The sequence below is a fragment of the Glycomyces amatae genome, assembly GCF_020991375.1.
Taxonomy (GTDB): Bacteria; Actinomycetota; Actinomycetes; order Mycobacteriales; family Micromonosporaceae; genus Glycomyces; species Glycomyces amatae.
The window spans coordinates 72534-96725 of the sequence record NZ_JAJLQZ010000002.1; the positions used below are offsets into that span (position 1 = coordinate 72534).

Consider the following 24192-nt stretch of genomic DNA (forward strand, 5'->3'; position numbering starts at 1 on the left):
GTCGGGAGGGCGCCGTTGGCGGTGCCCTCCCACTGGCATAGATGGACTAGGCTCTCGTTCCATGACCACTGTCATCGTCATCCTCGTCGTCCTGGTGCTGATCGCGCTCATCCTGGTGTTCGCGGCCCTGGGCGGCCGCAACAAGCTGGTTCGGCTGCGCAACATCACCCAGGAGTCGTGGGCGCAGATCGATGTCGAGCTCCAGCGCCGATACGACCTGCTGGACAACCTGATGTACGTCGTGCAGCAGGCGGCCGGGGCCGAGAACGCCACGCTGCGGCAGGTCGCCGAGGCGCGCGCGCTGGCCATGCAGGCCCGCCAGGATCCGAACCAGGGCCACGGCGCCCAGGGCGCGGCCGAGGGCCAGCTCGGGAACGCCATCCGCGGCGTCATCCACATGCAGGAGTCCTACCCCGCCCTCCAGACGAACCAGAACTTCCTCCAGCTCCAGACCGAGATCACCGAGACCGAGAACCGCATCGCCGCCCCGCGCCGGTTCTACAACGCGAACGTCCGCGAGTACAACACCGCGCTCCAGGTCTTCCCCGGTTCGATCTCCGCGAAGATGGGCGGGTTCAAGCCCGAGGAGTACTTCGAGCTGGACACCCCGCAGGCCCGCGTCGCCCCGAAGCTCCGCGACATGCAGCAGCCCGGCTTCATGCAGCAGCCGCCCCAGCAGCAGCTGCCGCCGCAGGCCCCGCCCGGCCAGATGCCGCCCGGCTACGGCCAGCCCCAGCAGGTCGGCTACGGCCAGCAGCAGCCCCAGCAGCCCGGTTACGGCCAGCAGCCCCAGCCCGGCTACGGGCAGCCCGCGCCCCAGCCCGGCTACGGCGCCCCGCAGCCCGGCTACGGCCAGCAGCCGCCGCCCCCCGGCTACCCGCAGCAGCCCCAGCAGCCCCAGCAGCCCGGTTACGGCCAGCAGCCCTACGGCCGGTAGCCCGCGCGCGGCCCGCGCCCGCCGAGCCGCGCCCCCGCCCGAACGCCCTCGAGAAGGAAACCACCCCAGTGAGTTCATCCGATAACCCGTGGTGGGTCTACGTCCTCTGCGCCGTGGCCGTCATCGTCATCGGCTACTTCGGCTGGCGCGCCCGCCAGAAGAAGATCGCGATGTACCGGGCCTGGGCGGCCCAGTACGGCTTCCACTACGAGCCCTCCGACAACTCGGTGGTCGGGCTCTCCAGCGAGGAGCCGTTCAACGCCGGCCACTCCCGCAAGGGCGTCGACGTCTTCCGCGGCATGTACAAGAACTCGCACATCGTGTTCTTCCAGTACCAGTACACGACCGGCAGCGGCAAGGAGTCGCAGACGCACACCCACCAGGTGGTCGCGATCGGCCTGCCCACGGCCCGCCCGCTGCTGGACATCAGCCAGGAGAACTTCCTGACCAAGCGGTTCGCGAAGGACATCGACTTCGAGAACCAGACGTTCAACGACACGTTCCGCATCAAGTCGCCGAACCGGCGCTTCGCGTTCGACGTGATCCACGCCCGGACGATGGAGTGGATGCTCGCCGACCAGCGCGCCCGCTCCTACCAGTGGCGCTTCGAGGGGCCGTGGCTGATGACGTTCCGGTCGGGCGCGCTCAAGCTCGAGGAGGTCTTCTTCTACGCGGACTTCCTCATCGACATCTACGCGCAGGTGCCGCGGCACGTCTGGTCCAACAACTAGCGAACGGGACGGGCCGCGCCGCGAGGCGCGGCCCGTTCGCGTCCCGCCCTGAGGAGGCGCCCGTGGAGCTGATCCCCTTCGTCGTCGCGCCCCTCGGCGCCCTCACCTGCGTCGGGGCGGTCGTCGCGGTGGTCGTGGTCGCGGTGCACCACACCCGGCAGGCGCGCCGGCGCCAGATGGCCGCCTACCACCACTGGGCGGTCCGGCACGGCTTCCACTACTGGCCCGAGGAGCCCTCGGCGCTGGCGATCTCGGCCCAGGCGCCGCTGGCGGGCGGCCACGGCCGCCAGGCCCTGGACGTCTTCCGCGGGAAGTACAAGGGCGCGCACCTGCACTGCTTCGAGCTGCGGTACCAGACCGGCAGCGGCGACAGCCAGAGCACCCACTACTTCCAGGTGGTGGCGATCAGCCTGCCCGCGACCCGGCCGCTGCTGGACATCGGCCACGAGAACTTCCTCAGCAAGCGGTTCGACAAGGACATCGAGTTCGAGAACCAGGCGTTCAACGACCGGTTCAAGATCTTGTCGCCGAGCCCCCGCTACGCCTACGACGTGATCCACGCCCGGACGATGGAGTGGATGCTCACCGACTGGCGGGCGTGGTCGTACCACTGGCGCTTCGAGGGGCCGTGGCTGATGACCTTCCGCTCGGGCCGGCTGAACCTGAACGAGGTCTTCTTCTACGCGGACTTCCTGCACGAGGTGCTGGACCGGGTGCCCGACCACGTGTGGAAGGACTGAGGCGCGGAAGGCTTGCCGGAGGGCTTGCGGGCCCGCCGTGGCCGGCCCCGTCAGGTGCGGGAGCCGAGGTCTTCGACGGCAGGCTCACCACCGGGTTCACCCCGGCCCCGTCCGGTGCGGGGAGCCGGGGCGCGCCCTGGTGGCGGCCCCCGGAGGGAGGCGGACCGGCGCCGCGCGGCTGTTAGACTGGCTCCGCGCGCGCCCGTCGCCCCGACGCGCTCGCAATGGCCCGTGGTGTAATTGGCAACACTACTGATTTTGGTTCAGTCATTTCAGGTTCGAGTCCTGGCGGGCCAGCCATTCCCTCTCCCGGCAGGGCTCTCCCCGCAGGGCCTTCCTGACACGCCCCCCGTCCGCGGCGCGGAGCGCGGCCCGGCCGGAACACCGCTGAGGCACGCGAAAGCCGCCGAGGCCCGGGGGCCCCCGTTCTTCAATCCTCCCTCGCGGGTCCGACATGGTCCGGCTCGAACAAGGCGCGAGCGGTCGTCGCGTTCGGTGCCGCGTTAGCGCATCCGGTCGATGAGGGCCGCGAAACCCGTCTCCGCCGCGCCCGTCAGCGCGCCCTCGTCGCCCAGCACCGGGGTCCGCAGCCGCAGGCGCGAGCGCAGGTGCGGCAGCGTCGCCCCGGCCAGCGCCGACCGCACCGGGGCCGCCGCCGAGAGGTACAGCTCCCGCAGCCAGCCGCCGAACAGGATCTCGTCCGGGCCCGTCGCCGTCACCACCGCGCCCAGCGCCCGCCCCAGGTCCTCGCCCGACCGGTGCAGCGCGTCCCGCGCCGCCGCGTCGCCCATGCCCGCCGCCAGCGTCGCCTCCTCGATGTCCTCGGCGTACCCGAACGCCTCCATCTCCGCCTCCAGGCACCCCCGCAGCCCGCAGGCGCACTCGCGTCCGTTCGGTTCGACCACGATGTGCCCCAACTGAATCGATCCACCGCGCTGCGCGCGGCCCTCGACCACGAGCCCGGCCGTGAGGCCCCGCCCGCCGTGCAGGTACAGCAGCGTCGTCGCCTCGTGCGCGTCGCCCCGCGACCACTCGCCGACCGCCGCGGCGGTCGCCGTGTCCACCACCCGCCACTCGCGGCCGGTCGCCGCCGCCAGGTCGGCGGCCACGTCGCGCCCGGCCCAGCCCAGCTCGGTCGAGTGCGCGACGATCCCCGCGTCGACCAGGCCGGGCACCGCCGCCACCGCCTCGGCGCCCGCGGACCCGGCCAGTTCGGCGGCGGCCGCCGCGGCCGAGACCGGCTCCGCGCCCGACGCCAGCGCCGCCTCCGACCGCTCCAGCACCTCGCCGCCCAGGCCGACCAGCGCGAACCGCACCCGGTCGGCGCGGATCTCCACCGCGGCCACGGCGAGCGCCTTCGGGACGCACTCGACCAGCGTCGAGGGCCGCCCGGCCGACCCGGTCGACCGCCCCGTCGTCTCCTGGAGGTGCCCCGACTCGGCCAGGTCCGAGGCGAGGGCGGCGATCGTGGACCGGTTGAGGCCCAGCGCCTCGGTGAGTTCGGCCCTGGTCTGGGGGCCGTGCCGGTGGAGCTGTCCGAGCAGTGCCGCGCGATTGCGCCGCCGCAGCTCCTCAGTCCCGGGCCGGGCCACCGGTCAGTGCCTGCCGAAGAGCTTGCCCCGGCCCCGCGACATGGCGTCGACGCCCGCCGCGAGCAGCAGGACCGCTCCGGTCACACCGAACCGCACGCCCGCGCTCAGGCCCATGAGGCCCATCCCGTTGTTGATGATCGCCACCACCGCTCCTCCCAGCAAAGCGGCCCGCACCGTGCCCTTGCCACCGAAGAGGCTAGCACCGCCGATCACGGCCGCCCCCACAGAAAGCAGCAGCACATTGGACCCGCCCGTGTTCGGGTCGACCGAGGCCGCGCGCGAGGCGGCCACGACGCCGCCGACGGCGGCCATGCCCGAGCAGACGACGAACGCGGCGATGCGCACCCGGTCGACGTTCACGCCCGCGCGCATCGCGGCCTCCGCGTTCCCGCCCACCGCGTAGAGGTGGCGCCCGAACCTGGTGCGGTGCAGCACGAACGTCCACACCGCGAACAGCCCTCCGAGGAGCGCCACCACCACGGGCACGCCCGTGAGCGAGATGATCTGCGGGTTCGCCGAGCGCTCCAGGTTCAGCAGGAACACCGTCGCGGTCAGCAGCGCCGCCAGGGCGCCGATCCGGGCCAGGACCACCGCGAGCGGCTCGTGGACGAGCGAGCGCGCGACCCGGCGCCGCCAGCGCTGGACCTGGAGGGCCGCGTAGGCGGCGACGGTCACGACCAGCAGCGCCCAGCCCTGCCAGCGCTCGAGGTTCCCGCCCGCCAGGGCCTTGACCGTCTCGTCGTTGATGGAGATGTTGGTGCCCTCGTCGAGGATCATGAGCACGATCCCCTGGAAGGCGAGGAACGCCGCGAGCGTGACCACGAACGAGGGGATGCCGAGCTTGACGACGAGCGTCCCGATCACGAGCCCGATGACGACGCCCGTGGCCAGGGCCGCGCCGATCGCGAGCGGCCACGGCATGCCCCAGTCGGTGAGGATCACCGCCATGATCGAGGCGCACACGCCCGAGGCGAACCCCGCCGAGAGGTCGATCTCCCCGATGACGAGGACGAACACGAGCCCCATGGCGATGCACGCGACCGCCGCGCCCTGCCCGAAGAGGTTGGCGAGGTTCCCGACCGACAGGAACACCGGTTTGGACAGCCCGAAGAACACGCACAGCGCGATGATCCCGGCGACGGCCGGGAGCGCCCCGACCTCGCCCGAGCGCACCTCGGCCCAGTAGGACCTGGCGTGGTCGAGCACGGCGCGGCCCGCGCCCGGCCGGGGCGGGGCGGCGGGGGGCGTCTGCGTCTCTGCGGTCACGGCCGGACTCCGTTCTGGTCGGTGAGGCCCAGCTGGCCGGACCGGCCGCTGGTGATCAGCTCGACGACCTGCGACTGGGTGGCGTCGGCCGCGTCGAGCACGGCGGCCATGCGCCCCAGGTAGAGCGCGGCGATCCGGTCGGCCACGGCGAACACGTCGTTGAGGTTGTGGGAGATGTAGAGGACGGCCAGGCCCTGGTCGGCCAGGCGCCGGATGAGCTCGAGCACCTGCCTGGTCTGGGCCACGCCGAGCGCGGCGGTGGGCTCGTCGAGGATGACGAGGCGGGAGTTCCACAGGACCGCCTTGGCGATGGCGACGGTCTGGCGCTGCCCGCCCGAGAGGCTCGCGACGGGCTGGCGGAGGTTGCGGATGGTGCGGACGGCGAGCGAGGAGAGGGTCTCGGCGGCGAGCTGCTCCATGGCGTCGTCGTCGAGGACGAGGCCGCGGCGGCGCTCGCGGCCGAGGAAGAGGTTCTCGACCACGTCGAGGTTGTCGCACAGGGCGAGGTCCTGGTAGACGATCTCGATGCCGAGCGCGGCGGCGTCGCGCGGGCTGGTGATGTGGCGGGCCTCGCCGTCGACGCGGACCTCGCCGCCGTCGATGCCGTGGATGCCGGCCACGCACTTGACCAGGGTGGACTTTCCCGCGCCGTTGTCGCCGACCAGGGCGCAGACCTCTCCGGCGTCGATCGCGAGATCGACGTCGGAGAGGACCTCCACCGGTCCGAAGCGCTTCGAGATACCGGTGAGTTCGAGCAGCACCGTGTCTGGCCCCCTAACCGATCCCGTGCTGGGCGCACAGGTCCGCGTAGTCGTCGGCGCACAGCTCGGCCGGGTCGGCGTAGCCGTCGTCGACGACGGCCTGGATGTTCTCGACGGTGACGGGGATGGACTCCAGGAGCACGGCCGGGACCTCCTCGGAGCTGATCGGGTCGACCACGCTGCCCTCGGTGCTTGGCTTCTCGCCGTTCGCCAGGGCGATGGCCAGTTCGGCGGCGGCGTCGGCCTCCTGCTTGACGGGCTTGTACACGGTCATGCACTGGTCGCCGGTGAGGATGTTCTGGAGGCCCTGGATGGTCGCGTCCTGGCCGGTGACCGGGATGGTCCCGTTGAGGTTCTTGCGCTGGAGGACGGTGATCACGGCGTGGGCGAGGTCGTCGTTGGCGGCGAGGACGCCGTCGATCTCGTCGCCGGTGGAGGTGAGCATCTGCTCGAACAGCGTGCCGCCCTCGGCGTTGTCCCAGTCGGGCACCCACTCGTCGGGGCCCTTCTCGAAGGTGCCGTCGGCGTAGAGCGGGTCGAGCACGGAGTCGTAGCCGTTCTTGAACAGGGTCGCGTTGTTGTCGGTGGGGGAGCCGTTGAGCTCGGCCACGAGGGGGGTCTCGACGCCCTCGAGGCAGGCGGCGAGGCCTTCGCCCTGGAAGACGCCGACCTGCTCGTTGTCGAAGCTCACGTAGTAGTCGGCGCCGCCGTCCTCGGTGAGGCGGTCGTAGTCGATGGTGGCCACGCCCTGGGACTTGGCCTTCTCGATGACGGTTTTGCCGGTGCCGGAGTCGAGGTTCACGGTGACCAGGACGTCGACGCCGCTGGTGAGCATCTGGTCGGCGATGGTCTGGAAGTCCTCGCGGCTGCCCTGGGCGTTCTGGATGTCGTAGTCGACCCCGGCGGCCTCGAAGGCCTCCTGGAGGTACTTGCGGTCGGCGGTCTCCCAGCGGTCGGAGGAGGCCGAGTCGGGGAGGATGACGCCGATGAGCGGCGTGTCCCCGTCGCCGCCGGAGTCCTCCTGGGAGCAGGCGGCGAGGGTGAGGGCGAGGGCCGCGGCGGCGGTCGCGCCGAGGGCGGCGCGGGCCCTGGATCGGGTGGAGCGGCTTCTGAGAAGGTGCATGAGAGGTACCTCCGAGATTTGTTGTTGACTGCAACATATGATGCGTGACGAAGGTCGCACAAGTCTCGCGGGAGTGGATAGCGCATGCCATCGGTAACGATTCGGTAATGGCGGACATCCGGTCCGCTTCGGCGGCCCGGGCCGTTCACCCCGGCGCCACCGGCTACCATGGCCCATCATGAGCAGTGAGCGTTCGGCGATCATCCTGGCCGCTGGCCTGGGCACCCGCATGAAGTCCTCGAAACCCAAGATGCTGCACGAGATGCTGGGCCGGCCCCTCCTGGGCCACGTCCTCCAGGCCACGCGCGCCATCGGGCCCGACCAGCGCATCGTCGTCGTCGGCGCCGCCGCCGACCAGGTCACCGCCTTCCTCGACGAGGCCGCCCCCGACGCCGCCACCGTCCTCCAGGCCGAGCAGCTCGGCACCGGCCACGCCGTGCGCACCGCCGTCGAGGCCTTCCCCGACCTCGCCGGGACCGTCATCGTCGCCTGCGGCGACACCCCCCTCCTGCGGCCCGACACCCTCGCCGAGCTCGTCGAGGTCCACGAGAAGACCCGCCAGGCCGTCACCGTCCTCACCGCCGAGGTCGAGGACCCCAGCGGCTTCGGCCGCATCGTGCGCGACGGCGAGGGCAACGTGCTGCGCAACGTCGAGCACCGCGACGCCGACCTCGCCGAGCTCGCCATCCGCGAGATCAACTCCGGCACCTACGCCTTCGACGCCGAGGTCCTGCGCGAGCAGCTCTTCAAGCTCGACACCGCCAACGACCAGGGCGAGCTCTACCTCACCGACGTCATCGAGCTCGCCCGCGAGGCCGGCCACCCCGTCGGCGCCGTCGTCGTCGACGACCCCACCGAGGTCCTCGGCTGCAACGACCGCGCCCAGCTCGCCGCCCTGCGCCGCATCCTCCAGAGGCGCATCAACACCGAGCTGATGAAGGCCGGCGTCACCATGGAGGACCCCGACACCACCTGGATCGACGCCACCGCCAAGGTCGCCCCCGACGTGCTCGTCCGCCCCGGCGTCCAGCTCAAGGGCGCCACCGCCGTCGACTCCGGCGCCGAGATCGGCCCCGACACCACCCTCACCGACACCATCGTCGGCGCGGGCGCGGTCGTCGTCCGCTCCCACGCCGACCAGGCCACCATCGGCGAGAACGCCCACGTCGGCCCCTTCGCGCACCTGCGCCCGGCCTCCAAGCTCGCCGAGAAGGCCAAGGTCGGCGCGTTCGTGGAGACCAAGAACGCCGAGATCGGCCCCGGCGCCAAGGCCAACCACCTCGCCTACCTCGGCGACGCGGCCGTCGGCGCCGACGCCAACATCGGCTGCGGCGTCATCACCGCCAACTACGACGGCGTCAGCAAGCACCGCACCGAGATCGGCGAAGGCGCCTTCATCGGCTGCGACTCGGTGCTGGTCGCCCCCGTCGCGATCGGCGACGGCGCCTACGTCGCCGCCGGCTCCACCATCGTCAAGGACGTCGACCCCGGCGACCTCGGCGTCGCCCGCGCCCGCCAGGCCTCGCTGGAGGACTGGGTCGCCAAGAAGCGCCCCGGCACCGTCTCCGACAAAGCAGCAAGGCGAGCGAAAGGTGAGGCGGGAGTGGCCGAAGCGTGACGCGACACTAAACGCCCGGGCCCCTCGCGCTTTCGGGCCGGGTCGGGGACACTGGAACCGTCGAGGTTCAGGTGAGACGACCTATGGGGGAGCCCACGTCATGGCGAGCATGTCCGCTGTCAACTCCAAGATGCTCATGCTGTTCTCCGGGCGCGGCTACCCGGAGCTGGCTGAGGAGATCGGCAGGCACCTCGGGGTCGCGCCGACCCCGATGAGCGCCTACTCGTTCGCCAACGGCGAGCTCTTCGTCCGGTACCAGGAGTCCGTCCGCGGCTGCGACGCCTTCGTCGTCCAGTCCATGCCCGCGCCGATCAACGAGTGGGTCATGGAGACCCTCATCATGATCGACGCGCTCAAGCGCGGCTCCGCCAAGCGCATCACGGTCGTGCTGCCGTTCTACCCGTACGCGCGCCAGGACAAGAAGCACCAGGGCCGCGAGCCGATCTCGGCGCGGCTCATCGCCGACATGTTCAAGACCGCCGGCGCCGACCGCATCCTCACCGTCGACCTGCACACCGCGCAGATCCAGGGCTTCTTCGACGGGCCCGTCGACCACCTCTTCGCCATGGGCACCCTCGCCCGCTACGTCGAGGAGAAGTACGCCGACCGCCAGATGGCGATCGTCTCGCCCGACACCGGGCGCGTGCGCCTCGCGGAGCGCTGGTCCGACCGCCTCGGCGGCTGCCCCATCGCCTTCGTGCACAAGACCCGCGACCCGCTCAAGCCCAACCAGGTGGTCGCGCACAAGGTCGTCGGCGACGTCGAGGGCCGCACCTGCCTGCTCATCGACGACATGATCGACACCGCCGGCACCATCTGCTCCGCCGCCGAGATGCTCCACGAGTCGGGCGTCGAGGACATCGTCATCGCCTCGACCCACCCGATCATGTCCGGCCCCGCCGCCGAGCGCCTGGCCGCCGCCCCGGTCAGCGAGGTCATCGTCACCAACACCCTCCCGCTCCCCAAGGAGGCCGCGGACCTCGAGAAGCTCACGGTCCTGTCGATCGCCCCGCTCGTGGCCAAGGCCATCTGGGAGGTCTTCAACGACGGCTCCGTCACGACCCTGTTCGGCGGCCTCTCGTAAATCACACTGCGATGCCCGTGTCAAGGCGGATCTGACGCGCGTAGTACTCTGGTGGGGTTGCCGACGGCGAGGGTGTCCTCCAGAGGGCGCCGTAATCGACGCAAAGGCGTAGGTCTCTTCAGGGCTGCCTGCCCTTCCGAATGCCGACGTGAGCGTCGAGCGCCGCATGAAATGTTGCTTGAAAAACAGGGGAGTATTTCCGTGTCCGAAGTTCGTATCAGCGCAGAGCCTCGCACTGACTTCGGGAAGGGCGGTGCCCGCCGTACGCGCAGGGCTGGAAAGGTTCCCGCGGTGGTCTACGGCCACGGCGAGAAGCCGCGCCACATTTCCCTTCCCGGGCTCGAGCTCGCCGCCGCCATCCGCAAGGGCGGCGCCAACCAGCTCATCCAGGTCGAGGTCACCGACGGCACCCGCGAGCTGGTGATCCCCAAGGACATCCAGCGCGACCCGATCCGCGACGAGATCGTCCACGCCGACCTGCTCATCGTCCGCCGCGGCGAGACCATCACCACCGACATCCCGATCTCCTTCACCGGCGAGGTGGAGAAGGGCGGCCTGGTCGTGCACGAGCTGAACACGCTGTCGGTCGAGGCCGAGGCCACCCACATCCCCGAGTCCATCGAGGTGAGCATCGAGGGCCTGGCCATCGGCTCGCAGCGACTCGTCTCCGAGATCGAGGTGCCCAAGGGCATCACCGTCCTCACCGACGGCGAGCAGGTGCTGGCCACCGTCAGCGAGCCCCGCGGCGAGGAGCCCGCCGAGGACGCTGAGGGCGAGGCCGAGGACGCCGCCGCGCCCGCCGAGTAGTATCGGATTCTCGACATGACCGACACCCCGACGCTCGTGGCCGGCCTGGGCAATCCCGGGCCGAAGTACGCCGCGAACCGCCACAATGTCGGTTTCATGGTCGTCGACGCGCTCGCGAAGCGCGTCGGCGGTCGTTTCGCCGTGGCCCGCAAGGCCCGCGCCGAAGTCTGCGAGGCCCGCCTGGGGGTAGGCGGGCCTCGCGTCGTCCTCGTCAAGCCCATGACGTACATGAACCTCTCCGGCGAGTCCGTCGGGCCGCTCGCCCAGTACTTCGGGATCGCCCCCGAGTCGGTGATCGCCGTCCACGACGAGCTCGACATCCCCTTCGGCCGGATCCGCATCAAGCGCGGCGGCGGCGAAGGCGGCCACAACGGCCTGCGCTCGCTCACGAAGGTCCTGGGCACCAAGGACTACGCCCGGGTCCGGTTCGGCATCGGGCGCCCGCCCGGCCGCCAGGACGCGGCCGACTACGTCCTCAAGGACTTCGCCAAGTCCGAGCGGACCGAAGTGGACCTGAACATCGAGCTGGCCGCCGACGCGGTCGAGGCGATCATCGAGAAGGGCTTCGTGACGGCGCAGAACGCCGTCAACGCGCCCAACGAATAGTCCTCTGCAAACCTGCTGCACCGCAAGGCGATCCGGGACGGCCCGCGATAATGGACCGTCCCTCGTGTATGCCGTAGTGTGACAAAGCCGTCACTCCTTGTTCATTCGGTCGTTAGACCGGTCGTGACAGTGGTCGAGACAGATCAGACGGCGTCCCCGGCGGCACCGGGAGCGCGGGCGAGCGGAGCCGAGGCGCCCGAGCAGGGCCGCGTCTACGCCGTGGTCCCACCGGGAACCCGGCCCTACAGCGGGCCTCCGGCCTGGCAGCGCAAGTACTTCGTCGGGATCATCGCCTCCGACATCGCCGCGGGCCTCCTCGGCGCCGGCCTGGCGTTCCTCGCCCGGTTCGGCCACCTGGACCCGCACAGCCGCGTCTACGCCCTGGCGCTCATCGCCCTGCCCGCCGTGTGGATCGGCGCGCTCGGCCTCTCCCGCGCCTTCGAGAAGCGGTACCTGTTCGTGGGCACCGAGGAGTACCAGCGCATCGTCCACGCCGCGGTCGCGCTCACCGCCGCGGTCGCGATCGTCTCCTACGGCCTCGAACTGCCGACCTCGCGCGTGTTCGTCCTCATCGCGATCCCCACCGCCGCGGCGGTCTCCATCACCGCCCGCTTCGCGTGGCGCAAGTGGCTGCACGCGATGCGCCGCGGCGGCCGCTGCATGAAGCGCGTGGTCCTGGTGGGCCACGAGAGCTCGGTGGCCGCGCTCATCGTGCAGCTGCGCCGCGAGCACTACCACGGCCTCAAGGTCGTCGCGGCCTGCCTGCCCACCGAGCGGTCCCAGGGGGCGCTCCTGGACTTCGACACCCGGGTGCGCGGCAGCTTCGACCGCATCGACGAGGCCGTGGCCGCCGAGCGCGCCGACACCGTGATCGTCCTGTCCTGCCCCGAGATCGACGGGCAGGCCCTGCGGCGCCTGGCCTGGAGGCTCGAGCGCAGCGAGGTCGACCTCATCGTGGCCTCCGCGCTCGTGGACGTGGCCGGCGACCGCACCACCGTCCGCCCCGTCGACGGCCTGCCGATGCTCCACCTCGACCACGCCCGCCTCACCGGGGTGCGCCGCGTCGCCAAGGACGCCGTCGACCGCGTCGGCGCCGCCGCCCTCCTCCTGGCGCTCTCGCCGCTGCTGCTCGGCGCGGCCCTGCTCATCCGCTGCACCTCCCCGGGCCCGGCCCTGTTCAAGCAAGAGCGCATCGGCAAGGACGGCCACCCGTTCACCATCTGGAAGTTCCGCACCATGCACGTGGACGCCGAGCGCCGCCTCGCCGCCATCGCGCACCTCAACGAGGGCGACGGCGTCCTGTTCAAGATGAAGGACGACCCGCGCATCACCGGCGTGGGGAAGTACCTGCGCCGCTTCTCCATCGACGAGTTCCCGCAGCTGGTGAACGTCCTGCGCGGCGACATGAGCCTGGTCGGCCCGCGCCCGCCGCTCGCGGTCGAGGTCGCCGCCTACGAGAGCGACATGCGCCGCCGCCTCGCCGTCAAGCCCGGCATGACCGGCCTGTGGCAGGTCTCGGGCCGCTCGGACCTGCCGTGGGAGGAGGCCGTGCGCCTCGACCTGCGCTACGTCGAGCACTGGAACCTCACGCTCGACTTCGTCATCCTGCTGCGCACCGTCGCCGCGATCCTCAGGCCCAGCGGCGCCTACTGAGGCGCCCGCCCGCAACCACGCCCCACCGCACAGAAGGACCACCATGACTTCCATATCGCGGGACCGCATCGCTCAACATTTGGACGGCGCTGCGCCGCAGCGTAGACTGACCGGCATGCACGCCTCCCCCGACTCCGCCCCGAAGACCGGAGTTCCCACCGCCTCGCCCGAGGCCGCCGCGCCCGCCGACACGGCCTTCGCGGCCGAGCTCGCGACGGGCGCGGGGGAGCTGCTCATGAAGCTCCGGGCCGAACTCGGCTTCGCCGACCCGCGCGCCCTCAAGGACACCGGCGACCGCCGGGCCGACGACTACCTGCTCGGGCGACTCGCCGCCGAGCGGCCCGGCGACGCCGTCCTCTCCGAGGAGGGCGAGGGCGAGACCGGCCGCGTCGGCACCGCCCGCCTCGACGCCGACCGCGTCTGGATCATCGACCCGCTCGACGGCACCCGCGAGTTCGCCGAGGAGGGCCGCGACGACTGGGCCGTGCACGTCGCCCTGTGGCAGCGGGGCCTCGGCCTCACCGCCTCGGCCGTCGCCCTCCCCGCGCAGCACGCGACCCTGCGCACCGACCGGCCCCGCCCCGTGCCCTCCGCGCGCGCCGGGGCGCCGCGCATCGCGGTCTCCCGCACCCGCCCGCCCGCCGAGGCCGCCGCGGCCCAGGCCGCCCTCGGGGCCGAACTCGTCCCCATGGGCTCGGCCGGCGCCAAGGTCATGGCCGTCGTCGCCGGCACCGTCGACGCCTACGTGCACGCCGGCGGGCAGTTCGAGTGGGACTCCGCCGCCCCCGTCGGGGTGGCCCTCGCCTCCGGCTGGCACGCCAGCCGGATCGACGGCGCCCCCCTGCGGTACAACAACCCCGACCCGTACCTGCCGGACCTGCTGGTCTGCCGCCCCGACCTGGCCGAGCCGCTGCTCGCCGCCATCCGAGCCACGCACTGACCGACCCGGTCCAGCGCCGGACCACGAACACGAGACCACTGCCCCTTCCGGGGTGAGCTGAGAGGAGCACTGCGCCGGTGAGCGATTACCGCATCAGCCACATCGCCGCGCTTGAGGCCGAGGCGATCTTCATCTTCCGTGAGGTCGCGGCCACCTGTCAGCGACCCGTGCTCCTCTTCTCCGGCGGCAAGGACAGCATCGTCATGCTGCACCTGGCCCAGAAGGCCTTCGCGCCCGCCCCGGTCCCGTTCCCGGTCATGCACGTCGACACCGGCCAGAACTTCGCCGAGGTCATCGACTACCGCGACCGCCGGGTCGCCGACACCGGCGTCCAGCTCCTCGTCGCCTCCGTCCAGGACGCGATCGACCGCGGCATGGTCACCGAGCCGCCGGACGGCACCCGCAACCGCATCCAGACGCCCGTGCTCCTGGAGGCCGCCGAGAAGTACCAGTTCGACGCCCTGTTCGGCGGCGCCCGCCGCGACGAGGAGAAGGCCCGCGCCAAGGAGCGCGTGTTCTCCTTCCGCGACGACTTCGGCCAGTGGGACCCCAAGAACCAGCGGCCCGAGCTGTGGAACCTGTACAACGGCCGGGTCCACCCGGGCGAGCAGATCCGCGTGTTCCCGCTGTCGAACTGGACCGAGCTCGACGTGTGGCGCTACATCGGCTCCGAGTCGATCCCGCTGCCCGAGGTGTACTTCGCCGCCGAGCGCGAGGTCGTCGACCGCGGCGGGATGCTCTACGCCGTCAACGAGTTCATCTCGCCGCGCGAGGGCGAGCGGGTCTTCACGGAGACCATCCGCTACCGGACCGTCGGCGACGCGACCCTCACCGCGGGGGTCCGCTCGGACGCGACCACGATCGAGGAAATCATCGCCGAGGTCGCCGCCACCCGCGTCACCGAGCGCGGCGCGACCCGCGGCGACGACAAGACCTCCGAGGCCGCGATGGAAGACCGCAAACGGGAAGGCTACTTCTGATGACGGACACCATGTCGCCCCGCGAGGACAGCAGGGCCTCCCGCGAGGACACGCACGAGCTGCTGCGCTTCGCCACGGCCGGCTCGGTGGACGACGGCAAGTCGACCCTCATCGGGCGCCTCCTGTTCGACTCGAAGGCGCTCTTCGACGACCAGTGGGACGCCGTGGAGGCCGTCTCGGCGGGCCGCGGCGACGAGTACACCGACCTCGCCCTGCTCACCGACGGCCTGCGCTCGGAGCGCGAGCAGGGCATCACGATCGACGTCGCGTACCGGTACTTCTCCACGCCCGAGCGCAAGTTCATCATCGCCGACACGCCCGGGCACATCCAGTACACGCGCAACATGGTCACCGGCGCCTCGACCGCCGACCTGGCGCTGATCCTCGTCGACGCCCGCAAGGGCCTCGTGGAGCAGTCGCGGCGCCACGCGTTCCTGTGCTCGCTGCTGCGGGTGCCGCACATGGTCCTGTGCGTCAACAAGATGGACCTCGTGGACTACGACGAGGCGACGTTCAAGCAGATCGAGAACGAGTTCTCCGCGTTCGCGACCAAGCTCGACATCCCCGACCTCACGGTCATCCCGATCTCGGCGCTCAAGGGCGACAACGTCGTCAACCGCTCCGAGAACATGCCGTGGTTCCAGGGCCCGAGCCTGCTCCACCACCTGGAGAAGGTCCACATCGCGTCGGACCGCAACCTCGTGGACGCGCGATTCCCGGTCCAGCACGTGATCCGGCCGCACTCCAGCGACAACCACGACTACCGCGGCTACGCGGGCCAGGTCGCCTCGGGCGTCATGAAGCCCGGCGACGAGGTCACGGTGCTCCCCAGCGGGTTCACCTCGCGGATCGCGTCGATCGAGACGGCCGACGGCCCGATCGAGGAGGCCTTCCCGCCTCTGTCGGTGACCGTCCGCCTCGAGGACGAGCTGGACGTCTCCCGCGGCGACATGCTGTGCCGCCCGGGGAACCAGCCGCGCGTCTCGCAGGACATCGAGGCGATGGTCTGCTGGATGGACGAGGCCCGGCCGCTGCGGGTGCGCGGCAAGTACGCCGTGAAGCACACCACGAGCGACGTCCGCGCGATCGTGAAGGACGTCCAGTACCAGCTCGACGTCAACACGCTCCACCGCGACGAGGGGGCGACCGAGCTGAGGCTCAACGAGATCGGCCGCGTCACGCTGCGCACCACCAAACCGCTCCTGTGCGACGACTACCGCCGCAACCGCGCCACCGGCGGCTTCATCGTCATCGACGAGGCCGACAACCGGACCGTGGGCGCGGGCATCATCGTCTGACCGCCGCAGCACGGAGGGCCCGACCGCACGTGGTCGGGCCCTCCGTCGTCCAGTCTCAAGCCGCGCGCCGCTCCTCGACCTCATCGCCCCCGCGGGCACGACATGTGCCGGGGACGGACCCCGACCCGGCAGTGTGCTCCACGCGGTTCAGGGCTCGCCCGCGGCCGGAAGGTTCCAGGCCTCGAGCAGGTCGTCCGGACCCCACATGAGGTCGGCGTGCACTCCGGGCGCGATCCCTGAGAGGCTGACCACGGCCAGGCCGGTCTCCCCCGGTGCGGCTCCGGGCACCTGCGCCGCATCGGCGGTGAGCTTGGCGAGATCGCGGCGGTCGAACGGCGTGCCGAGCCATTTGACGGAGCCGGTGTAGTGGACCCGCCGGGCCCGCGGGGCCCGGTCGGCCCCCACGAGGTCGATCTCCGGGTTGAAGTTCCGCGGCCACCAGCCTCCGACCTCCACCGCTCCGCGCCAGGGGAACCCCTCGGCCGCCTCGGCCTGCGACAGCGCCTCGCGCACCAGCGGTTCCACGGCGCGTCCACGCCAGCTCGCCCACTGCCTGGTGAACCGCGCGAGGGCCAGATCGGCACGGCCGCGTCTGGAGTCGGCGTGGGCGTCGGCGAGCACGGCGAGGTAGAGCCGCAGGTAGCTGTCGGCGATCCGGAAGAGCTTGCCGCCGTTGCCGGGCAGGGTGGCCAGTGGTTCGTCTGCGGCGACCGCGCCTTTTTCGGTGAGTCGATGCAGGATCGGCGTCAACGCGCCCGAGCTGACCGGTGTGGCGGGATCGGCCCCGGCGGTCGTGGCGATGTTCCTGAAACTCCGGGAGCCGTGCCCGATGGCGGTCAGGACCCGCCTGGTCTGATCGGGGGAGGGGAACTCCGAGGCGATCATCTGCGCGCCGACCGTGAACAGTGGACTCTCGGGGAACTCGACCTGATCGGCGAGATACTCCTCGGCGGTGGAACCCTGCGGCCAAGTCCTGCACAGGCCGGGGAAGCCGCCGGTGACGAGGTGGGCGTCGATCGCGACCGATCCGGTCGTCCCCGTGACGTCGGCGGTCTCCCTGGGGTTCAACGGCCGGACCGTCATCGGTTCGGCCCGCCCGTAGAACGGGCGGTCGTACCCCAGGAAGGCCTCCATCATGTGGATGTCGCTGCCCACGAGCATCAGTAGCAGCGGTTTCCGTTTCAATCGACGGTCCCACTCGGTCTGGAGGACTCCTTCCAGCCGCTTGTCCTGCTGGAACAGCCAGGGCAGCTCGTCGATGACCAGGATCGAAGGCGTGTCGTCGGGAACGGCGAGGGACAGCAGCTGAAAGGTCTCGTGCCAGTCGCCCGGCCGGGCCCTCGGCAGGTCGAGGGCGCCGGGAAGGTCGGAACCGCGCACGGCTTCGAGCAGGTCGAGCATGGACTGCGCCGGGCTGCTGCCCTGGTCGGCCTGGAAGAAGGCGTACGGCAGACCGGAGGTCTGGCAGAAGTGCTCGACCAGGCGCGACTTGCCGACCTGGCGGCGGCCCCGGACCGCCACGGCCAGACCTTCGCCCCCTCGTTCGATCAATTCGATCCGGCGGGAGAGGCTTCGAAGCTCCCGTGTCCTTCCGATAAACGGACTTTTAAACATGAACGCTCCTGAGGTAGAAATCTCTTACGTAAAAAAATTCTACGTCAGAACGATCTACGTCAGGAGCGGTCGAGCGCCGCGGGTCAGGGGTTGATCCAGTTGCCGATGTAGATCAGGCTCGCCGCCGAGGCGGCGAGGACCGCGGTCGCCACGACGGCGGCCGCGAGCAGGCGCAGGGGCATCTGGGTCCAGTCCGGGCCGATCTGGTGGCGCATCGCCGGCATCGAGCCGGTGCCCGGCTCCGGCTGCGGCGCCTCGACCGCGTCGGGGATCTCCTCCGGCTGCGGGCGCATGAACGCCGCCGTCGGGAGCAGCTGGGTGTCGCCGCCCGTGCCGCCGTGGACGCGGACGTGGTCGACCTGGACCGACACCGGCCCGACCGATCCGCGCAGGCCGTCCCCGACCCGCGCGAACTGCGCGGTGTCGTCCGGCCTGACCTGCGGCTGCGAGTCTTCCGGGGCGGGCCGCGGCGGCGACTCGGCGAAGCGCGGCACTGAGCCCTCGCGGCCCGCGAGCGGCGCCGACCGCTCCCCGGGCGGCTCGCTCGTGTGCCGCGGCGCCGAGGTCTCCCAGCTGTAGCGGTACCGCGAGCGCGACTCCTGCCGGGGCGGCTCGGCGACCGTGTCGACCTGCACCGTGCGCAGCTCGTCGGTGCTCTGGCCGTTTCCGACGCGGGGGAGCTCCCCGGTGGTCGGATGCGACGGGTCGCCGTAGCGCGGACCCCAGTCGTCATGGCTCACAACGGATCCCTACCTACTGCTCGACGGCGGAGAGGATGTTGTCGAGGTGGCCTTGGAGGTTGTCGATGTCGGACTGCTGCACGGTGATCGAGCGCCGGGCCGCGTCGACCACCAGCGCGTTGTCGCTGCGCTCCAGCGCGGCCTTGGCCATGTCGATGCCGCCGATGTGGTGGGCGATCATCAGCTCCGCGAACATGACGTCCGCGTCGGTGCCGGTGAGGGTCTTGAACTCGGCCATCTCCTCGTCGGTGGCCATGCCCGGCATGAGGCCGCCCGCCTCCTCGGTGTCGTGCTCGTGCTCCTCGCCCGCCCACGCCATCGGATTCCCGCTGGAGAGCTGCACGTCCCAGTCGCGCAGCCACGAGCGGTACATGCCGATCTCGGCGCTCTGGGACGTGGCGATGTCGTACGCGATCGCCGTCATCGCCTCGTCCGAGCCGTTCCGCCACTCGTACATGGCCATCTCGACGGCCTGCTGGTGGTGCGTCTGCATGTCCCGCGCGAACCCGGCCTCGGCCGAGTCGTTGCCGGGGGCGGCCGTGCTCGCCGCCCAGCCGACCGCGATCCCGGCCGCGAGCATCAGCACCGCGGTGATCGCGACCAGTACGGCCGGCCTGCGCCACAAGCGGCTCATTCGTCGTCCTCTCTCGGCGGGCGCTCCCCGAAGCGCCCGCGCGCGTCCCGTATGCCTAACGAGTGTGAACTCGAAAGGTTCGCCGTCAGCCCGTGGGCATCTGCTGGTCGGCGATGGTGGTGGAGATGCCGCCGGAGCAGGTCGCGTTCATCTCCGCGAGGTTGTCGGAGTTCTGGATGTAGAAGTCCAGGAACTCGTCGATCTTCGGGTCGTTCAGATCGCTCGTCTGGTACTGGACGCCCCAGGCCTGCACGGAGACCTCCACGCCGAGGTCCTGGTAGGGGCTCATGAGCGAGTAGTCGCGGCCCTCGATCTTGGAGGCGAGCTGGTCGATGCCGTCGCCGTCGACCAGTGCCGGGTCGTAGGTCAGCCACACGGCGCCGTGCTCGAGGGAGTGGACGGCGTTGCCGTCGACGATGGGCGCGTCGTAGACCGAGCCGGTGCAGGTCTGCCACTGGCTCAGGTGGTTGCCGCCCGCGGGCGGGGTGACCTCGTACTCGGGGACCGCGGCCGGGTCCTCGCCGTCGACGTGGGTCTGCTGCACGACCCAGGGGTTCTCGAGGTCCTCCTCGGTGATGTCCCCGTCGGCGATCGCCGCCTTGGCCTCGGTGACGTTGGCGTAGTCGCCGTAGTAGCTGGTGATGCCCTCCGGCGGCTGGCTGCGGTCCCAGACGACGAAGATCGCGGCCCCGATGAGGCCGAGCGCGACCACGCCGACGCCGGTGAAGGTCCAGATCAGGCCCCACGGCTTGGGCTGCTTGACCTGGACGGCGCGGCCCTTGCCGCGGGCGGGGGCGGTCGTGGCGGAAGACTTGCCGGCCGGCTTGCGAGCGGACGCCTTGGAGGACTTGGCCGGGGCCTTCTTGGCCTCGGTCTTCACGCCTTCGGACTTCTTGCCCTCGGCCTTCGCGGCCTTGGTGTCCTGGGCCTTCTTGTCCTCGGGCTTGCCGTCGCTCTTGACTGCGCCTGTTCCAGAGCCTTTGCCGGCGCTCTTGGAGGCGGTTTGCTTCTTGGATGCCATTTCGCGGAGAGTGCCTTATTCGTCGACGTCGGGATGAGTGCTCGCGGCGCCGAGGAGGGCCCGGTGTGATTTCCGCTCGCGTACGCCACCTTACCCGGTCGCGCTGCGACGATTCCTTAGAGCGTTCTAAGAAAGCAGGCCTTCCGGGCCGCTACGGCGCCGTCGCGGTGTTCCCGCCCGAGCAGGTCGCCATCGCCTCCGGGTTGAACCGCTCGTTGAGGATGTACACGTTCAGGTACTCCTCGATGACCGGATCGGCCGGGTCCTCGGTCTGGTAGCGGTTGCCCCAGGACTGGAGCGAGACCGCGACGCCCTGGCCCGGGTAGGGGCTCATGAGCGAGTAGTCGCGCCCGCCGATGAGCAGCGCCAGCGCGTCCACGTGCGCCTGGTCGACCAGCTCGGGGTCGTAGGTCAGCCACACCGCGCCGTGCTCCATGGAGTGGACGGCGTTGCCCTCCACCAGCGGCGCGTCGTAGACCGAGCCGTTGCACGTCTGCCACACGCTCAGGTGGTCCCCGCCCACCGGCGGGCTCAGCTCGTACTCCGGGTTCGCGCCGTCCCACCCCGCGGCGGCGTCGACGTGGTCCTGCTGCGCCACGAACGGGTGCTCCAGGTCCTCGGCGGTGACCTCGCCGGCCTGGACCGCGGCGATCACGGTGACGTAGTCGCCGTACTCGCCGTAGAAGCTCTCCACCCCCTCGATCGGGGCCGGGGCCTGCGCGGACTGCTCGGCGGCGGCCGAGCCGTCCTCCGCCGTCTCCTCGGCGGGGGAGGAGGAGCAGGCCGCGGCCGCGGCCAGGGCGAGAACGGGGACGATCGCGGTCCAGCGGGTGCGAAGCGGGCGCATGTTCGGGGCCTTCCGTCGGAGTTGCCAATAGACAACCTACCGGCCCTGGCCACAACGGTGTTTATCACTCGCGGGCGCCGAAGCGGGGAGTCTACGATTGTCGGGTGACTCCTGAGACGCTCGCAGAGAAAGTGCTGTCCGCTACGCGCGATGCCTTCGAGGCCCTCGGCCTCGACGCCGCCGTACTGCCCGCCCAGACGGCGGTGGAGCGACCCAGGGACCCCAAGCACGGCGACTACGCCTCCAACATCGCGCTCCAGACCGCGAAGAAGGCCGGCACCAACCCGCGGGCCCTCGCGGAGAAGATCGCCGGGAACCTCGCCGCGGTCGACGGCGTCGCGAAGGTCGACATCGCCGGCCCGGGCTTCCTCAACATCACCGTGGACGCGGCCGCCGCCGGAGGCATCGCCGGGAAGATCGTCGCCGCCGGGGACGCGTACGGCACCAACAACTCCATGGAGGGCGTCTACGCCAACCTCGAGTTCGTCTCCGCGAACCCGACCGGCCCCATCCACGCGGGCGGCACCCGCTGGGCCGCCATGGGCGACGCCCTGGCCCGGGTCATGCGCGCCTCCGGCGCCAAGCTCACCGCCGAGTACTACGTCAACGACGCCGGCGCCCAGATCGACCACTTCGCCGCGTCCCTCCTCGCCCGCGCCAAGGACGAGCCGACCCCCGAGAACGGCTACGTCGGCGCCTACATCGACGAGATCGCCGCCGACGTGCTCGAGGCGCGCCCCGACGCGCTCGACGCCGCCGAACCGCTCGAGGTCTTCCGGACCGTCGGCCTCGACCTCATGCTCAAGGACATCCAGACCACGCTCGCCGACTTCGGCACCCACTTCGACGTGTTCTTCAGCGAGAAGGGCATGCACGACCGGGGCGAGGTCGAGACCGCCGTCCAGCGGCTGACCGACCTCGGCCACGTCTACGAGGCCGACGGCGCGACCTGGCTGCGCACGACCACCTTCGGCGACGACAAGGACCGGGTCCTCAAGAACTCCAAGGGCGGCTGGACCTACTTCGCCTCGGACTGCGCCTACTACCTCGACAAGCGCGAGCGCGGCTTCGAGAAGCTCGTGTTCATGCTCGGCGCCGACCACCACGGCTACGTCGGCCGGATGCAGGCGATCAGCCGGGCCTTCGGCGACGAGCCGGGCACGATGGAGATCCTCATCGGCCAGTTCGTGAACCTGCTGCGCGGCGGCGAGCCGATCCGGCTGTCGAAGCGGGCCGGGAACATCATCACCCTGAACGACGTGGTGGAGGCCGTCGGCGTCGACGCCGCCCGCTACGCCCTCACCCGCTACTCCGCCGACTCGACGATCGACCTCGACATCGACCTGTGGACCAGGCACGGCAACGAGAACCCGGTCTACTACGTGCAGTACGCCCACTCGCGGACCCACGGCGTCCTGCGCAACGCCGCCGACCGCGCCGTCGACCGCGGCGACTCCTACGACGCCGCGCTCCTGAGCCACCCGCGCGAGTCGGACCTGCTCAAGGCCCTCGCCGAGTTCCCGGCCGTGGTCGCCTCGGCCGCCGAGCTGCGCGAGCCGCACCGGGTCGCCCGCTACGCCGAGGAGCTGGCCGCGGCCTACCACCGCTTCCAGCACGACTGCCGCGTCCTGCCCTTCCCCGACGAGGAGACCACCGACGTCAACCGGGCCCGCCTCTGGCTGGTCGACGCCACCCGCGTCGTCCTCGCCAACGCCCTCGGCCTGCTCGGCGTCTCGGCCCCGGAGCGCATGTGATGCGGACCCACGAAGCCGGTGCCCTGCACGGCGACTTCGCCTCCCTGCGCCCGTCCTGGCTCGGCGTGCCCGAGGACGTCAACGCCCTCCTCCCCGGCCTGTGGTCGGCGAACGTGGAGCGCTCCGGCGGCGTGCTCCACATCGGCGGCCTCTCGGCCGAGAAGCTCGCCGCCGAGTTCGGCACGCCCGCGTACGTCTTCGACGAGGACGACTTCCGGGCGCGCTGCCGCGCCTGGACCGAGGCCTTCGAGGGCGCCGACGTCTTCTACGCCTCCAAGGCGTTCTGCTCCAAGGCCGTGCTGCGCGCCGCCGCCGAAGAGGGCCTCTTCGTCGACGTCTGCACCGCCGGGGAGCTCGCCGTGGCCCTCGCCGCCGGGCTCGACCCGGCCCGCCTGGGCCTGCACGGCAACAACAAGTCCCTCGCCGAGCTCCACCAGGCCGTCGAGGTCGGCGTCGGCCGCATCGTCGCCGACTCCTTCCAGGAGATCGAGCGCCTCGAGGCCGTCGCCGAGGAGCTCGGCAGGCGGCCCCAGGTGATGGTCCGCGTCAACGTCGGCGTCGAGGCCCACACCCACGAGTTCATCGCCACCGCCCACGAGGACCAGAAGTTCGGCTTCTCCCTCGCGGGCGGCGACGCCTACGAGGCCGCCCGCCGCGTCATCGCCGCCGAGCACCTCGACCTCATCGGCCTGCACTCGCACATCGGCTCGCAGATCTTCGACACCGCCGCGTTCGAGGTCTCCGCCGCCCGCGTCGTGCGCCTCCACGCGCAGCTCCAGTCCGACCACGACGCGGTCCTGCCCGAGCTCGACCTCGGCGGCGGCTTCGGCATGGCCTACACCAGCCAGGACGACCCGCAGGAGCCCGCCGCGATCGCCGCCTCCCTGCGCGGCATCGTCGAGCACGAGTGCGCCGCGGCGGGCATCGACGTCCCGCGCCTGTCCTTCGAGCCCGGCCGCGCCCTCGTCGGCCCGACGATGTTCACCCTCTACGAGGTGGGCACCGTCAAGCCGGTGACCCTGTCGGCGGCAAGGCAGAGTCTTCAGTCCGATCCGGGTGGCGGGGGGCGACGGGTAGGCGCCTCGCGCCTCTACGTCTCGATCGACGGCGGCATCAGCGACAACATCCGCACCGCGCTCTACGACGCGACCTACTCCGCGACGCTCGCCTCGCGATCGTCCACTGCGACGCCCGCACTGGCCCGAGTAGTGGGAAAGCATTGCGAATCCGGCGACATTGTTGTTAAAGATGAGTTCCTGCCGGCCGACATCGCGCCGGGAGACCTGATCGCGGTCCCTGGAACCGGCGCCTACTGCCGCTCCATGGGCTCGAACTACAACCACGTGCCCCGCCCGCCGGTCGTCGCCGTCCGGGACGGCGAGGCGCGGGTGATCCTGGCCCGGGAGACCGTCGACGATCTACTGCGACTCGACCTGGGCTAGGCAC

Annotated in this window: 22 protein-coding genes and 1 tRNA gene; 14 read left to right on the top strand and 9 right to left on the bottom strand. The window is 71.1% G+C overall.

The genetic code is table 11. The features are described from left to right. Positions 1-61: 61 nt before the first annotated feature. From LO763_RS03270 to LO763_RS03285, 4 genes are all read left to right on the top strand, one after another. Positions 62-937, top strand: a complete 876-nt coding sequence (locus LO763_RS03270; protein WP_230600520.1) for a LemA family protein — start codon at positions 62-64, stop codon at positions 935-937. A 68-nt stretch (positions 938-1005) separates the two neighbouring features. Further along, the gene (locus LO763_RS03275) at positions 1006-1668 is read left to right on the top strand and encodes a hypothetical protein (protein ID WP_230600521.1); all 663 of its coding nucleotides are present in this window, start codon (positions 1006-1008) and stop codon (positions 1666-1668) included. 62 nt (positions 1669-1730) lie between these two features. After that, a complete protein-coding gene (locus LO763_RS03280; RefSeq protein ID WP_230600522.1) occupies positions 1731-2408 on the top strand; it encodes a hypothetical protein in 678 nt (225 codons plus the stop codon). A gap of 225 nt (positions 2409-2633) precedes the next feature. Beyond that, positions 2634-2708: transfer RNA gene (locus LO763_RS03285), tRNA-Gln, on the top strand. 203 nt (positions 2709-2911) lie between these two features. Here LO763_RS03285 and LO763_RS03290 read toward each other — a convergent pair. From LO763_RS03290 to LO763_RS03305, 4 genes are read right to left on the bottom strand one after another with little or no spacing between them, the layout of a single operon-like run. Further along, positions 2912-4000, bottom strand: a complete 1089-nt coding sequence (locus LO763_RS03290; RefSeq protein ID WP_230600523.1) for an ROK family protein — start codon at positions 3998-4000, stop codon at positions 2912-2914. Between the two features lie 3 nt (positions 4001-4003). Beyond that, positions 4004-5266: a sugar ABC transporter permease gene (locus LO763_RS03295; protein WP_230600524.1), complete on the bottom strand. Its 1263-nt coding sequence runs from the start codon at positions 5264-5266 to the stop codon at positions 4004-4006. Next, positions 5263-6027 carry an ATP-binding cassette domain-containing protein gene (locus LO763_RS03300; protein ID WP_230600525.1) on the bottom strand — a complete coding sequence of 255 codons (765 nt, stop codon included), beginning with the start codon at positions 6025-6027 and terminating at the stop codon, positions 5263-5265. Before LO763_RS03300 ends, LO763_RS03295 begins: the two co-directional genes overlap by 4 nt. Positions 6028-6040: 13 nt before the next feature. Continuing rightward, the gene (locus LO763_RS03305; RefSeq protein ID WP_230600526.1) at positions 6041-7150 is read right to left on the bottom strand and encodes a sugar ABC transporter substrate-binding protein; all 1110 of its coding nucleotides are present in this window, start codon (positions 7148-7150) and stop codon (positions 6041-6043) included. 178 nt (positions 7151-7328) lie between these two features. On the opposite strand from LO763_RS03305, the gene glmU reads away from it, so the two are divergent. The 8 genes from glmU to LO763_RS03345 all read left to right on the top strand — a co-directional run bounded on the left by glmU (position 7329) and on the right by LO763_RS03345 (position 16136). Beyond that, positions 7329-8768, top strand: coding sequence for a bifunctional UDP-N-acetylglucosamine diphosphorylase/glucosamine-1-phosphate N-acetyltransferase GlmU (gene glmU, locus LO763_RS03310; RefSeq protein ID WP_230600527.1), 1440 nt, complete (start codon positions 7329-7331; stop codon positions 8766-8768). 100 nt (positions 8769-8868) lie between these two features. Beyond that, positions 8869-9852 (top strand): ribose-phosphate diphosphokinase, encoded by a 984-nt coding sequence (locus tag LO763_RS03315; protein ID WP_230600528.1) that lies wholly within the window; start codon positions 8869-8871, stop codon positions 9850-9852. A gap of 171 nt (positions 9853-10023) precedes the next feature. Then, the gene (locus LO763_RS03320; RefSeq protein ID WP_230600529.1) at positions 10024-10659 is read left to right on the top strand and encodes a 50S ribosomal protein L25/general stress protein Ctc; all 636 of its coding nucleotides are present in this window, start codon (positions 10024-10026) and stop codon (positions 10657-10659) included. Between the two features lie 15 nt (positions 10660-10674). Further along, positions 10675-11265: an aminoacyl-tRNA hydrolase gene (pth, locus tag LO763_RS03325; RefSeq protein ID WP_230600530.1), complete on the top strand. Its 591-nt coding sequence runs from the start codon at positions 10675-10677 to the stop codon at positions 11263-11265. 129 nt (positions 11266-11394) lie between these two features. Beyond that, the gene (locus tag LO763_RS03330; RefSeq protein ID WP_230600531.1) at positions 11395-12918 is read left to right on the top strand and encodes a sugar transferase; all 1524 of its coding nucleotides are present in this window, start codon (positions 11395-11397) and stop codon (positions 12916-12918) included. Between the two features lie 115 nt (positions 12919-13033). Continuing rightward, a complete protein-coding gene (locus tag LO763_RS03335; protein ID WP_230600532.1) occupies positions 13034-13858 on the top strand; it encodes a 3'(2'),5'-bisphosphate nucleotidase CysQ in 825 nt (274 codons plus the stop codon). A gap of 77 nt (positions 13859-13935) precedes the next feature. Then, positions 13936-14838, top strand: coding sequence for a sulfate adenylyltransferase subunit CysD (gene cysD, locus LO763_RS03340; RefSeq protein WP_230600533.1), 903 nt, complete (start codon positions 13936-13938; stop codon positions 14836-14838). Further along, positions 14838-16136: a sulfate adenylyltransferase subunit 1 gene (locus LO763_RS03345; RefSeq protein WP_230600534.1), complete on the top strand. Its 1299-nt coding sequence runs from the start codon at positions 14838-14840 to the stop codon at positions 16134-16136. The genes cysD and LO763_RS03345 overlap by 1 nt, the downstream gene beginning before the upstream one ends. 147 nt (positions 16137-16283) lie before the next feature. On the opposite strand, the gene LO763_RS29550 is transcribed toward LO763_RS03345, so the two are convergent. The 5 genes from LO763_RS29550 to LO763_RS03370 all read right to left on the bottom strand — a co-directional run bounded on the left by LO763_RS29550 (position 16284) and on the right by LO763_RS03370 (position 20992). Continuing rightward, on the bottom strand, positions 16284-17657 hold the full coding sequence (locus LO763_RS29550; protein WP_230600535.1) for an AAA family ATPase: 1374 nt from the start codon (positions 17655-17657) through the stop codon (positions 16284-16286). 176 nt (positions 17658-17833) lie between these two features. After that, on the bottom strand, positions 17834-18490 hold the full coding sequence (locus LO763_RS03355; RefSeq protein WP_230600536.1) for a hypothetical protein: 657 nt from the start codon (positions 18488-18490) through the stop codon (positions 17834-17836). A 13-nt stretch (positions 18491-18503) separates the two neighbouring features. Then, a complete protein-coding gene (locus tag LO763_RS03360) occupies positions 18504-19124 on the bottom strand; it encodes a DUF305 domain-containing protein (RefSeq protein WP_230600537.1) in 621 nt (206 codons plus the stop codon). Between the two features lie 85 nt (positions 19125-19209). Continuing rightward, positions 19210-20145: a DUF3105 domain-containing protein gene (locus LO763_RS03365; RefSeq protein ID WP_230600538.1), complete on the bottom strand. Its 936-nt coding sequence runs from the start codon at positions 20143-20145 to the stop codon at positions 19210-19212. 151 nt (positions 20146-20296) lie between these two features. Continuing rightward, positions 20297-20992, bottom strand: a complete 696-nt coding sequence (locus LO763_RS03370) for a thioredoxin-like domain-containing protein (protein WP_230600539.1) — start codon at positions 20990-20992, stop codon at positions 20297-20299. 104 nt (positions 20993-21096) lie between these two features. Between LO763_RS03370 and argS the strand changes: the two genes are divergently transcribed. After that, complete coding sequence (gene argS, locus LO763_RS03375) at positions 21097-22746, top strand: arginine--tRNA ligase (RefSeq protein ID WP_230600540.1); 1650 nt, start codon at positions 21097-21099, stop codon at positions 22744-22746. After that, positions 22746-24188 carry a diaminopimelate decarboxylase gene (gene lysA, locus LO763_RS03380; protein ID WP_230600541.1) on the top strand — a complete coding sequence of 481 codons (1443 nt, stop codon included), beginning with the start codon at positions 22746-22748 and terminating at the stop codon, positions 24186-24188. The genes argS and lysA overlap by 1 nt, the downstream gene beginning before the upstream one ends. Positions 24189-24192: the final 4 nt, after the last annotated feature.